We start from the raw sequence: 12,810 nt of genomic DNA on the forward strand, positions 1-12,810 counted from the left end.
GGAACCGACGATCAAAAACAGGGAGATATCCATGAACTTACGCCTGACTGGGCTGGCGTTTGCGACAGTTTTACTGGTCGGTTGTGCCGGTACGTCCGGATCATCGGACAGCGAACCGCAGGGACGTTCTGATCCGCTCGAAGGTTTCAACCGGGTGATGTTCGACTTCAACTATAACTATATGGATCCGTACCTGGTGCGGCCTGTCGCGGTAGCGTGGCGTGATTATGTGCCACAACCGGCGCGTAACGGCACCAGCAACTTCCTGAGCAATCTGGATGAACCGGCCAGCATGGTTAACTCCTTGCTGAAAGGCGATCCGTACCGGGCAGCGATCCACTTCAACCGCTTCTTCCTGAACACAATTTTAGGGATGGGCGGTCTGATCGACGTTGCCGGGATGGCAAATCCGAAACTGGCGCGTGAAGAGGCGCAGGGCTTCGGCAGCACTCTGGGCCATTACGGCGTCGGCTACGGTCCGTATGTGGTTCTGCCAGGTTATGGCAGCGCGACCATTCGTGACGAAGGTGGCGACATGGTTGATGATTTGTATCCGATGCTCAGCTATCTGACCTTCTGGATGTCAGCCGGTAAATGGGTACTGGAAGGGGTGGAAACCCGTGCAGAACTGCTCGATTCTGATGGCCTGATCCGTAACTCTTCTGATCCGTATCTGTTTATCCGTGAGGCTTACTTCCAGCGTCATGATTTCCTGGCAAGAGGCGGTCAGCTGACACCGCAGGAAAATCCGAACGCCGCACTGATTCAGGGCGACCTGAAAGATATCGACTCGGAATAACCGTTCCGGACACACAAAAAAGCGCCTTCCGGCGCTTTTTTCATATCAGGCGTATTACTCAGTTCATCAGAAGCTGTAGTTAAAGTTCGCGCCGTACAGCATGGCGGTCCCTTTGGCCTGGTATTCGTAATTCGGTACACCGTTAGCGACTTTCTCACTGATATTCACGGTCTGACCATGCATATAGGAGACACCCACATCCACAGACGCGTCTTTATTGAAGGCGTAAGTCGTCCCGGCGGAAACCCAGAAGCGGTCCTGATCCGGAATAGAAATGGTGCGGTTATCTGCCGGAACCGGGCTGTCATCGAAGGCGATACCGGTACGGAACGTCCAGTTATCATCGTAGTAGTAGGTGGTACCCAACGCGATGCGGTAAGCATCATGGAAGCCTTCATCTTTCTGGAACAGCGTCTGGCCGTTAGAACCGGTCGCTTTCAGCTCCTGGAACTGGCTCCAGCTGGTGTAAGCCATGCTGTAGTGAATCGCCCATTTTGGTGCCACGCGGTTATAGCCGGATATTTCCCACATTTCAGGCAAGTTCAGGGTCAGGGATCCCGGCACGGTCTGGCCGCCTGTGCCGCCTAACGCTTTCGGAATGCCGTTACGGTATTCGCCGTCGAAGTCAATTTTCACTTCAGAACGGTAGGTGAAGCCGTAGCGGTTATTATCATCCACTTCATACAGGATACCGGCGTTCCAGCCGTAGCCCCACTCATTGCCTTTCAGCTTGGCGGCTTCAGTATCCGCGGGCAGACGGCCGCCGGTTTGAATCGGCACCAGTTCACCGGCGGTACGACGGAATTTCGCTTTCGCGTAAACGGCATCAAAGCCCAGGCCGAAGCTGAAATGCTGGTTCAAACGGTAAGCAACGCTTAAGTTAGTGTTGACGGTGGTGAGGTCAGTTTCGCCGCCGATCGGGCCTGCCGGATAATTATCGCTGAACTCTGTCGCCAGACCGTAGTTTGACGTAGCCGAGGCACCGACTGCCCATTGATCATTGAGCGGCATAATAAAGTGCAGGTTAGGTACCCACTGATTCGGTGCAATGTTATCCGCATCGGTGCTCCTGCCTGTAACCGGCGAGTTGCCCGTCACTTTGACATCCGGGTCGATATAAATCGCACCTGCTGAGAAGGAAGGACGATCAAACATGGTCATGGTTGCCGGGTTACGGCTGCCGGATGCGGCGGTATCAGCGATGGCACCTTCACCCGAGAAAGAGCGGCCTAGCCCCGCAGCGGTATATTCATTTAACTGAAAACCTGCTGCATAAACGTTGGAGGAAACAATTGCCACTGCAGCTGCCAGAGCTGATCTTTTAAACAGGTTTTTCTGGTTCATGACCAAAACCTCAATTTTATGTTTTTTATCAAACAATGTTACATGGAGTAACAATGAGCGCGGGATTGTAGGGTCCGTTATCAGTCTGACAAATCAGACCAGTGAGCGAAGTATAGGTCTGACCTGTGGTGTAGTTGCAATAATGTTTCATTGATATTTCTTATTTGATGCAAGAAATTGGATCCACTTAACAAAAAACCAACAATAAAAGTTCAATTAAGAAACGTTAAAGTGAGAACAATGACGTTCTTATCATCGATTACTTACATATACGTGATCTGGATCACCTGAAAGGCACATAATAAGTCAGTGCTAGTGTGTTGTCAGAACAGTGGCGTAAAATACAGGCTGGAAATAAAACCTTATTCGCAAACAGGCCAGACGGTGGACGTTGCCGTTGATGCCGGGGAGAAAATTATGTCTGACGTAACCATGTCCTCTAAATCCACCCAACCTCTGCATTCCATCAACAAATGTGGTGCGGAAGAAACCGCAGCCTGCTGCTGTGTCGATGTGGGGACTATCATGGATAACACCGATTGCACCGCCTCTTATAGCCGCGTTTTCGAAACCGAAGCTCAGGCAAAAGAAACCCTGCAAGCCCTGACCGAACGTGCACGCGGCGTTGAATCTGAGCCATGCGAAATCAACAGCCGTATCGCAAAAGTGGATGGCGGCGTCGAACTGAATATCGATTTCACGTTTAGCTGTCAGGCTGAAACCATGATCTTCCAGTTAGCGTTAAGATAATTTCACCTCGCTTATTTAAATACCGCTTATATGAGCGGTATTTTTTTGTCCGTAATTTCTCCCCGCCGGTTTTTCTTCTCATTCTTATTTCAGAAAAATTTGCTGTTGCTCGCACTTCACTCCCTTTCGCTTTGCCAAATGTAAATACATAGTTAAAACTGAGTTATCAGGTCTGACCTCTTAAGACCCTATTTTTTCTCAGGAGCTTGTATGAATAAAGTCGTTCCACTGGTAACGCGTGAGGGCGATCGCATTGCGATTGTCGACGGCTTGCGCACGCCGTTTGCGAAACAGGCCACCGCCTATCACGGCATTCCTGCTGTTGATCTCGGTAAAATTGTGGTCAGTGAGCTGCTGGCAAAAAGTGGGATAGACCCGAAGCACATCGATCAGTTGGTTTTCGGCCAGGTGGTCCAGATGCCGGAAGCGCCGAATATCGCCCGCGAAATTGTGCTCGGCACCGGCATGCATGTGTCGACCGATGCGTACAGCGTCTCACGTGCCTGCGCCACCAGTTTTCAGGCAGTCGCCAACGTGGCCGAAAGCATTATGAGCGGTATGGTGCATGTCGGGATCGCAGGCGGAGCGGATTCTTCTTCGGTATTGCCGATTGGCGTCAGCAAACGACTGGCCCGCGCACTGGTGGATGTCAGTAAAGCACGCACGCTGTCACAGCGTCTTTCCATTTTCAGCAAACTGAAACTGCGGGATTTACTGCCGGTGCCGCCAGCGGTGGCCGAATATTCTACCGGCCTGCGCATGGGCGATACTGCTGAGCAGATGGCGAAAAGTCATCATATCAGCCGTGCGCAACAGGATGAGCTGGCGCACCGTTCACACACGCTGGCCGCGCAGGCGTGGGAGCAGGGTTATTTAACCTCGCAGGTGATGGCGACGCAGGTTCCTCCGTATCGTGAAGTGCTGCAAAAAGACAACAACATCCGCCTGAATTCTGAAATCAGCCAGTACGCTAAATTGCGTCCGGCGTTTGACCGCAAACACGGCACCGTCACTGCCGCCACCAGCACACCGCTGACTGACGGCGCGGCGGCGGTATTAATGATGAGCGAATCCCGCGCGCGTGAGCTAGGCCTGGAACCGCTTGGCTATCTGAAAAGTTTTGCGTTTGCTGCCATCGACGTCTGGGAGGATATGCTTCTCGGCCCGGCTTACGCCACGCCGCTGGCGCTGGATCGCGCTGGACTGACGCTGGGCGATTTGGATCTTATTGATATGCACGAAGCGTTTGCCGCGCAGACGCTGGCCAATATCAACATGTTGGCCAGTGAGGAATTTGCCCGTGAAAAACTTGGGCGCAGTCAGGCTGTTGGCGAAATAGACTGGGATAAATTCAACGTTCTGGGCGGTTCGCTGGCCTACGGACATCCTTTTGCAGCAACCGGTGCACGAATGATTACCCAGACGCTGCATGAGTTACGCCGTCGTGGCGGAAAATACGGGCTGACGACCGCCTGTGCCGCCGGTGGCTTAGGCGCGGCAATGATTCTGGAGGCCGCGCAATGAGCGATAATATGCAAAACCTGAATACGACAGACACGGATGCCGCTGAACCGGCTTCCGCTTTTTCACTGATATTTACCGCAGAACAGGTCGGGATTATCACCATTGATGTTCCCGGTGAAAAAGTGAATACCTTAAAGGCTGAATTTGCTCAGCAAATCTGCACCATTTTGCAGAAAGCGCAGCAATATCCCGGCCTGAAAGGTCTGGTGCTGATTTCCGGTAAAACAGACTCGTTTATTGCCGGCGCAGATATCAGCATGATTTCGGGTTGTCAGACGGCCGCCGAAGCCACTCAGTTAGCGCAAAAAGGCCAGACGGTGATGGCGCAAATCGCCTCATTTTCTGTGCCGGTGGTAGCCGCCATTCATGGAGCCTGTTTGGGTGGCGGACTGGAACTGGCGCTGGCGTGCCATGCCCGCGTGTGTTCGCTGGATGAAAAAACGCAGCTTGGTCTGCCGGAAGTGCAACTGGGTTTATTGCCGGGCTCCGGCGGTACGCAACGCCTTCCGCGGCTGATCGGCGCGCCGAAAGCGCTGGAGTTGATGTTAACCGGTCGCAGTATTCGCGCAAAACAGGCGCTGAGAATGGGGCTGGTAGATGATGCCGTGCCGTATTCTGTTTTGCTGCAAACCGCGCTGGAACGTGTGGCAAAAGGGCGTAAATCGCGTCCGCCATTACCGTGGCAGGCGCGTCTGGCGGGGGGGCCTCTGGGCAAAAGTGTGCTGTTCCATTTTGTGCGCAAGCAAGCCCGGGCAAAAACGCATGGCAATTATCCGGCCACCGAAAAAATCATTGATGTGGTGAGAACCGGTCTGGATCAGGGCAGCGGTAATGGTTATCAGGCCGAAGCCAACGCTTTTGGCGAGCTGGTGATGACGCCGGAATCAGCCGCATTGCGCAGCCTGTTTTTTGCCTCCACCGCGCTGAAAAAAGAAAAGGGCGGCGATGCCGAACCCTTGCCGGTACGCCGGGTAGGCATCCTCGGGGGAGGCCTGATGGGCGGCGGTATTGCGCATGTGACTGCCATCAAAGCCGGTCTGCCGGTGCGGATTAAAGACATTAATCACGAAGGCATCCGCCATGCGCTGAAATACAGCTGGGATTTGCTGGAGAAAAAGGTGCGCAGCCGGAGGCTGACACGCACTGAACAGCAACGGCAGATGATGCTGATTTCCGGCACCACGGATTACAGCGGTTTTGCGCAGACGGATATCGTGGTGGAAGCGGTGTTTGAGGATTTATCGCTCAAGCAGTCTATGGTAGCGGAAATAGAGCAAAACGCCGCACTGCACACAATTTTCGCGTCAAACACTTCTTCGTTGCCTATCCACAAGATTGCAGAGCAGGCCAGTCGCCCTGAACAGGTGATCGGGCTGCATTACTTCAGCCCGGTCGATAAAATGCCGCTGGTGGAAGTGATCCCCCATGCGGGCACCAGTGCGCAGACTATTTCGACAACCGTCTCGCTGGCGAAGAAACAGGGGAAAACGGCGATTGTGGTCGGCGACCGTGCCGGATTCTACGTAAACCGCATTCTTGCCCCTTACATCAATGAAGCCGCGCGCTGCTTAATCAATGGCGAACCGGTCGATCACATTGACAAAGCGCTGGTAAATTTTGGTTTTCCGGTCGGCCCCATCCAGTTGCTCGATGAAGTGGGCATTGATGTCGGCACGAAAATTGGCCCGATCCTGGTGGACGCTTTTGGTGAGCGTTTTGCCGCACCATCGGGTTTTGATGCCGTGCTGAAAGATGACCGCAAAGGACGTAAAAATGGTAAAGGTTTCTATTTTTACGGGCAGAAAGGGCGGGCGGCGGCGAAGAAGAAACAGGTCGATCCGGCGATTTACCGTCTGCTGAATGTCACGCCAAAAGCGCAGCAGTCAGAAGATGAGATTGCACAACGCTGCGTGATGCTGATGCTCAACGAAGCCGTGCGCTGTCTTGACGAGAACGTCATCCGCAGTGCGCGCGATGGCGATCTGGGTGCCGTGTTCGGGATTGGTTTCCCGCCATTCCGGGGAGGTCCGTTCCGTTACATGGACCAGTTGGGCCTCGCCAGTGTGGTGAAAACGCTGGAGCGTCTGGCGCAGCAGTATGGTGAGCGCTTCACCCCATGCGCAGGGTTATTACGCCGGGCGCAGCAGGGTGAACTGTTCTGTTCAGATGGCGGGGCGCGCGAAAAGGTCAGTGAAGTGTGATTGTGGTCACTGCTTATTGCTGAGTTTCGCGAGAATCTGGGACAGATCTTGCCTGCAGCCAGACAAAATGCCCGCGGGATCTTTTTTAGGGTGAGAATGACTTTGTACAGAAACAATCCCAAATGATTGATCTACAACCCGGGTGGTTAAATAATCGCCGGAATGGTTTACAAGCGGTAAGGGTTGGTGTAAAAAACAGCGTTTTCTTTACGTGAAGTTTCAGGCAAAATGCCCGACCGCTGATGCTTACCCTGCAAAGCATGGGGGCACAGCGTGTTAAGTGGATGTACTGCCTGACAGCTATCTTGTAGTGAGAAACATCAATCAGACAGTGATTGAAATGCTGGGCAATGGGTAATACAGCACGCAAGGCGTTTCTGTATAGCGCTATTTTTGTTAACAAAAGCGGTGCAATATGCAAGTTGTAATTATGCGTCACGGTGATGCAGTTCTCGAAGCTGCAAGCGACTCGGTTCGCCCGTTAAGCGAATGCGGATGTGACGAATCAGTACATATGGCGGCCTGGCTGAATGGCCGTGGCGTCAAAATTGACCGCGTTCTGGTCAGTCCGTACCTGCGTGCGCAGCAGACGCTTGAAAAAGTGCGCCAGTGCCTGGCGCTGCCTGACAACGTTGAGATTGATGTTCTGAAAGAACTGACACCGGGCGGAGATCCTGCTCTGGTCGCCAGTGAACTGCAGCATCTGGCGCTGACCGGCGTCAGCGCGGTACTGGTGGTGTCTCACCTGCCGCTGGTCGGTTATCTGGTGGCCGAGTTGTGTCCTGGCGTTTGTCCGCCAATGTTTGCCACGTCTGCGATGGCAAGTGTTGAACTGAGCGGCGAAACCGGGCAAGGCACCTTTGACTGGCAGTTCAGCCCGTGCCAGGTGATGGCTAAGGTTTAGTTTTCCGGGACGAAAAACTAAACAAAGAAAGGCACAGCTTCGGCTGTGCCTTTCTCGTTTCTGAAGGTTGGGACGGAGTCAGCTGATTTTATCATCCAGTTCGACCAGCACCAGCAAGGCGGCGTTGCCGCCGAACTCCTTTGGTGCCTGATGGAAGGCTTCGACATCAGGATGCTGCGCCAGCCACAGCGGGGTTTGCTGCTTGAGAATATGTTTGCCGTGACCGTGCATCACGCAGGCGCAATGAACGTGTTCGCGTCGGCAGGCGGCGATCAGCGCACCCAGTTCCTGTTTGGCTTCTTTCTGCGTTAAACCATGTAAATCCAGAAACAGCTCGGGTGAATAATCCCCGCGGCGCAATTTTTTCAATTCAAAATGACTGACGTCTGGCCGGATGTGGCGAACCGGGCCTTCTTCCTGCAACATTGGCTGGAATTCATCAGAAAAATAATAACTCGCGTCCACCTGTTCCTGAATCAGCTTTTTAGGCGACAGTTCTGCCACCTTTTTCCGTAGCGGGCGATGAGTAATCGTATCGTTTTTCAGGCGCTTGATGCCTGGAACAGCCTCGCGGAATAACGCCGCTTCTTCGGGGCTGAGCAGGTGTTTTTTCTTCATTTTTTTATCGTCATTTTCGCTCAATACAGACAGTGTACCTTCCGTCCCCCTGCGGTTTAAAGAAAACTCAGGGTTAAATTCTTCGAGACATCGCGCAAGTACGTTGACTAGCTGCTGATTTGTGGCGGGCTTCGTGGCAAACTATGCGGCAAATAATGGGTTAAACGTTTGTTAAAAACCCGTGCACTGCCTGGAGAATAAAATTGGACAAAATTTTCGTCGACGAAGCTGTCAGTGAACTGCATACCATTCAGGATATGCTGCGCTGGACCGTCAGCCGCCTGAACGCGGCCAATGTCTATTACGGTCACGGTACCGATAATCCGTGGGACGAAGCAGTGCAACTGGTCTTGCCAAGCGTGTTTTTGCCGCTGGACATCCCTGAAGATATGCACACCGCCCGCCTGACATCCAGCGAGCGCCACCGCATTGTTGAACGTGTGATCCGCCGCGTCAATGAGCGTATTCCGGTGGCCTATCTGACCAACAAAGCCTGGTTTTGCGACATGGAATTCTATGTCGATGAACGTGTACTGGTGCCACGTTCGCCAATTGGCGAGCTGATCAGCAACCGTTTCTCCGGCATTCTGAGCGAACAGCCACAACACATTCTTGATATGTGTACCGGCAGCGGCTGCATTGCCATTGCCTGCGCTTACGCGTTCCCTGAAACTGAAGTTGATGCCGTCGACATTTCTGCCGACGCGCTGGCCGTGGCAGAGCGCAATATCGACACGCACGGTATCGAGAACTGGGTCACGCCAATCCGCTCTGACCTGTTCCGCGAATTGCCTCCGCTGCAATATGACCTGATTGTCACTAATCCGCCGTATGTGGACGAAGAAGACATGTCAGATCTGCCGCAGGAATACCGCCACGAGCCGGTTCTGGGGCTGGCTTCCGGCAGCGACGGTCTGAAACTGACCCGCCGGATTCTGGCCTGTGCGCCGGATTACCTGACCGATAACGGCGTGCTGATCTGCGAAGTGGGCAACAGCATGGTGCACCTGATGGATCAGTATCCTGAGATCCCGTTCACCTGGCTGGAGTTTGAAAACGGTGGCGACGGTGTGTTTATGCTGACCAAACAGCAACTCCTCGATTGCGCGGAAGAATTCAGCGCATACAAAGACTGAGAAATCACTTTGACAATAATGACCGGCATGGCGCCGGTCATTCAGCAATCAATCAACATAATGGTTAAGGAGCCGTGATGGCAGGGAACAGTATTGGGCAGTTTTTCCGCGTCACCACTTTTGGCGAATCCCACGGTGTGGCACTGGGCTGTATTATTGACGGCGTGCCGCCGGGCATTTCGCTGACCGAGGCTGACCTGCAACACGATCTCGACCGTCGTCGTCCGGGCACTTCACGTTACACCACGCAGCGTCGTGAAGCCGACGAAGTGAAAATTCTTTCAGGCGTGTTTGAAGGCGTGACCACCGGCACCAGCATCGGTCTGATTATCCAGAATACCGATCAGCGTTCGCAGGATTACAGCGCAATCAAAGATGTGTTCCGTCCGGGACATGCCGATTACACCTACGAGCAAAAATACGGCGTGCGCGATTACCGTGGCGGTGGTCGTTCTTCCGCCCGTGAAACTGCGATGCGTGTGGCCGCAGGCGCGGTGGCCAAGAAATACCTGCTGGAAAAATTCGGCGTTAAAGTGCGCGGTTATATGTCGCAAATGGGCGATATCACCTGCGAGCTGAAAGACTGGGATCTGGTGGAAACCAATCCGTTCTTCTGCCCGGATGCAGGCAAGCTGGAAGCGCTGGATGAACTGATGCGTGCGCTGAAAAAAGAAGGCGATTCGATCGGGGCCAAAATCACCGTCGTGGCGGATCACGTGCCTGTCGGCCTTGGCGAACCCGTGTTTGACCGTCTGGATGCGGATCTGGCACATGCGCTGATGAGCATTAATGCGGTGAAAGGCGTGGAAATCGGCGATGGTTTTGCGGTTGTCGCTAAACGCGGCAGTGAAAACCGTGACGAAATTACGCCGGACGGTTTCCAAAGCAACCACGCGGGCGGCATTCTTGGCGGGATCAGCAGCGGTCAGCCGGTTATCGCCCATCTGGCGCTGAAACCGACTTCCAGCATTACCGTTCCCGGCCGCACTATCAACCGTGAAGGTGAGCAGGTCGAGATGATCACCAAAGGTCGTCATGATCCTTGTGTGGGGATCCGTGCGGTGCCGATTGCCGAAGCGATGATGGCGATCGTGCTGATGGATCATTTACTGCGTCAGCGTGCTCAGAACGGCGACGTCCATTCCACTGTGCCACGCTGGTAATTTGTCCGATGAAACCTTTACGCACGCTCCCCGCATTTCGTGCTGTTTGTGCCAGTCTTCTGGCGCTGGCACTTTGCGCACCTGCCATGGCGGCAACGCCGTGGCAGAAAATTACCCAGCCCATTTCCGGCACGCCGGAAGCGATTGGCAGTTATGCTAACGGTTGCCAGGTTGGCGCACAGCCACTGCCGCTGAATTCGCCTGCCTACCAGGTGATGCGTACCGATCAGCGCCGCTATTTCGGTCAGCCTGATTTACTGGCGTTTATCACCCGTCTGGGCACACAGGCTCAGCAAAAAGGGCTGGGCACCATGCTGGTCGGGGATATGGCGATGCCGGCCGGCGGGCGCTTCAGCAGCGGTCACGCCAGCCATCAGTCCGGGCTGGATGTAGATATCTGGCTGCAACTGCCGCGTCAGCGCTGGAGCGAACAGATGTTGCTCAGGCCGCAGCCTATCGATCTGGTCAGCGCCAACGGCAAATCCATTGTGCCAGCTCAGTGGCAGCCACGCATCGAAACGCTGATCAAAATGGCTGCGCAGGATAAAGACGTGGTTCGGATCTTCGTCAATCCGGCCATCAAACAGCAACTCTGCCTCGATGCCGGAACGGATCGCGAATGGCTGCATAAGGTGCGTCCGTGGTTTGGTCATCGTGCACACATGCACGTTCGTCTGCGTTGTCCGGTAGGTAACCTCGAATGCGAGAATCAGGCACCGCCGCCGCCGGGTGATGGCTGTGGCGCTGAGCTGCAAAGCTGGTTCCTGCCACCCAAGCCGGGCAGCGGGATCCCTGTGAAAAAAGAGCCGCCTCCGTTGCCGCCTTCGTGTCAGGCGCTGCTGGATAAACACGTTCTTTAATACGTTTTACTCACCCTTCGCCACGCATAGCGAGCTGACAGAAAAATGGACTGGTTGATTGTTGCCCCGTGGGTTTTGGTTGTTTTATTTTTCGTTGCACTGTTTGCCGGTTTCATTGATTCCATTGCAGGTGGCGGCGGGCTGATCAGCCTGCCAGCGCTGCTGGCGGCAGGTGTGTCACCGGCGCAGGCAATTGCCACCAATAAGCTGTCATCGATCGGCGGATCTTTCTCCGCCAGTCTTTACTTTGTGCGGCGTGGCGTGGTGAACCTTAACGATCAGAAGCTGAACATTGCCTGTACCTTTACCGGTTCGGTGATCGGCGCGATCCTTATCCAGCATCTGCGCGCCGACATGTTACGTCAGGTTTTACCGGTGCTGATTATCTGCATCGGTTTGTATTTTTTGCTGACACCGCGTCTGGGGGAAAGCGACCGGGCAAGGCGCTTAAATGCACTGCCGTATGCGCTGGTCGGCGGCGGTTGTGTGGGATTCTACGACGGCTTTTTCGGCCCCGGAGCCGGTTCTTTCTACGCACTGGCTTTTGTGACGTTATGTGGGTTTAATCTGGCAAAAGCCACGGCACACGCAAAAGTCCTGAATTTCACCTCCAACTTTGGTGGCCTGCTGTTTTTCATACTTGGCGGCAAAGTGGTGTGGGTGCTGGGGTTTGTGATGATGGCGGGACAGTTTATCGGCGCACGTCTGGGCGCACGGATGGTGCTGAGTAAAGGGCAGAAGATAATCCGCCCGATGGTAGTCATCGTTTCCGTGGTGATGAGCTGCAAACTGATTTATGACAACCATGGCGCTGAAATCCATCAATGGTTAAGTCTGCATTTATAATGTCAGGAGCAGCAAAATGCTTGCCTGAAGTCATGAAATCGGGTGTTTAAACAAGGGTATATTGTCGCCCTTTCCCACTTACTGAGTTTTACCGTTTTATGTCAGATTCGACTGCAACACATAACTATCATCAACTGATCGACATTTTTGATTCCTGTTTCTTTGAGGAATTCAACGTTCGCTTAGTGAAAGGCGACGACGAACCGATCTATCTGCCTGCTGATGAACAAGAACCGTTTAACCGCATTGTGTTCGCACACGGTTATTACGCCAGCGGCATGCATGAAATTTCACACTGGTGCGTGGCCGGTGCCGAACGCCGTAAACTGGTGGATTTCGGCTACTGGTATTGCCCGGATGGCCGTGATGCGCAAACGCAAAGTGAATTCGAGAAAGTGGAAGTCAAACCACAATCTTACGAATGGCTGTTCTGTGCGGCGGCAGGTTTTCGTTTCAACGTTAGCTGTGACAATCTCAGCGGCGATTGTGAACCGGACCGCGTGGGTTTCCAGAACAAAGTCCGTGAAGAAGTGCTGCGTATGCTGGAGCAGGGCATTCCTGAAAGACCGGCGCGCTTTATTAAAGCGTTACAATCGTTTTACAATACGCCCCCTTTGACGCCTGCAGATTTCCCTGCCTTGCAGCCGATAGAATAAGACCTGAAC

The 12,810-nt window shown here is 53.7% G+C and carries 12 protein-coding genes; 10 read left to right on the top strand and 2 right to left on the bottom strand.

Features of this window, described 5'->3' with window-relative positions; all coding sequences use genetic code 11:
* Positions 1-31: 31 nt before the first annotated feature.
* Positions 32-799 (top strand): phospholipid-binding lipoprotein MlaA, encoded by a 768-nt coding sequence (gene mlaA, locus RAHAQ2_RS06145; protein ID WP_015696405.1) that lies wholly within the window; start codon positions 32-34, stop codon positions 797-799.
* Positions 800-865: 66 nt separating this feature from the next.
* On the opposite strand, the gene fadL is transcribed toward mlaA, so the two are convergent.
* Complete coding sequence (gene fadL, locus RAHAQ2_RS06150) at positions 866-2,143, bottom strand: long-chain fatty acid transporter FadL (protein ID WP_015696406.1); 1,278 nt, start codon at positions 2,141-2,143, stop codon at positions 866-868.
* 417 nt (positions 2,144-2,560) lie between these two features.
* Here fadL and RAHAQ2_RS06155 point away from each other — a divergent pair, with 417 nt between their 5' ends.
* The 4 genes from RAHAQ2_RS06155 to sixA all read left to right on the top strand — a co-directional run bounded on the left by RAHAQ2_RS06155 (position 2,561) and on the right by sixA (position 7,522).
* A complete protein-coding gene (locus tag RAHAQ2_RS06155) occupies positions 2,561-2,893 on the top strand; it encodes a YfcZ/YiiS family protein (RefSeq protein ID WP_015696407.1) in 333 nt (110 codons plus the stop codon).
* A 210-nt stretch (positions 2,894-3,103) separates the two neighbouring features.
* Positions 3,104-4,417 (top strand): acetyl-CoA C-acyltransferase FadI, encoded by a 1,314-nt coding sequence (gene fadI, locus RAHAQ2_RS06160; RefSeq protein WP_015696408.1) that lies wholly within the window; start codon positions 3,104-3,106, stop codon positions 4,415-4,417.
* Positions 4,414-6,618, top strand: a complete 2,205-nt coding sequence (fadJ, locus tag RAHAQ2_RS06165; protein WP_015696409.1) for a fatty acid oxidation complex subunit alpha FadJ — start codon at positions 4,414-4,416, stop codon at positions 6,616-6,618. Before fadI ends, fadJ begins: the two co-directional genes overlap by 4 nt.
* A 415-nt stretch (positions 6,619-7,033) precedes the next feature.
* The gene (gene sixA, locus RAHAQ2_RS06170; RefSeq protein ID WP_015696410.1) at positions 7,034-7,522 is read left to right on the top strand and encodes a phosphohistidine phosphatase SixA; all 489 of its coding nucleotides are present in this window, start codon (positions 7,034-7,036) and stop codon (positions 7,520-7,522) included.
* 78 nt (positions 7,523-7,600) lie between these two features.
* Here the strand turns inward: sixA and smrB are convergent, their stop codons facing one another.
* Positions 7,601-8,140, bottom strand: a complete 540-nt coding sequence (smrB, locus tag RAHAQ2_RS06175) for an endonuclease SmrB (RefSeq protein WP_015696411.1) — start codon at positions 8,138-8,140, stop codon at positions 7,601-7,603.
* Positions 8,141-8,343: 203 nt separating this feature from the next.
* On the opposite strand from smrB, the gene prmB reads away from it, so the two are divergent.
* From prmB to RAHAQ2_RS06200, 5 genes are all read left to right on the top strand, one after another.
* Positions 8,344-9,276 carry a 50S ribosomal protein L3 N(5)-glutamine methyltransferase gene (gene prmB / locus RAHAQ2_RS06180; RefSeq protein WP_015696412.1) on the top strand — a complete coding sequence of 311 codons (933 nt, stop codon included), beginning with the start codon at positions 8,344-8,346 and terminating at the stop codon, positions 9,274-9,276.
* Positions 9,277-9,353: 77 nt separating this feature from the next.
* Positions 9,354-10,439: a chorismate synthase gene (aroC, locus tag RAHAQ2_RS06185; RefSeq protein WP_015696413.1), complete on the top strand. Its 1,086-nt coding sequence runs from the start codon at positions 9,354-9,356 to the stop codon at positions 10,437-10,439.
* Positions 10,440-10,447: 8 nt separating this feature from the next.
* Positions 10,448-11,299, top strand: coding sequence for a penicillin-insensitive murein endopeptidase (gene mepA, locus RAHAQ2_RS06190; RefSeq protein WP_015696414.1), 852 nt, complete (start codon positions 10,448-10,450; stop codon positions 11,297-11,299).
* 45 nt (positions 11,300-11,344) lie between these two features.
* Entirely contained in the window at positions 11,345-12,145 is an 801-nt protein-coding gene (locus tag RAHAQ2_RS06195) for a sulfite exporter TauE/SafE family protein (RefSeq protein WP_015696415.1), read from the top strand.
* Positions 12,146-12,243: 98 nt separating this feature from the next.
* Positions 12,244-12,801 (top strand): elongation factor P hydroxylase, encoded by a 558-nt coding sequence (locus RAHAQ2_RS06200; RefSeq protein WP_015696416.1) that lies wholly within the window; start codon positions 12,244-12,246, stop codon positions 12,799-12,801.
* The last annotated feature ends 9 nt before the right edge of the window (positions 12,802-12,810 follow it).

It is taken from the genome of Rahnella aquatilis CIP 78.65 = ATCC 33071 (genome assembly GCF_000241955.1).
Classification (GTDB): Bacteria; Pseudomonadota; Gammaproteobacteria; order Enterobacterales; family Enterobacteriaceae; genus Rahnella; species Rahnella aquatilis.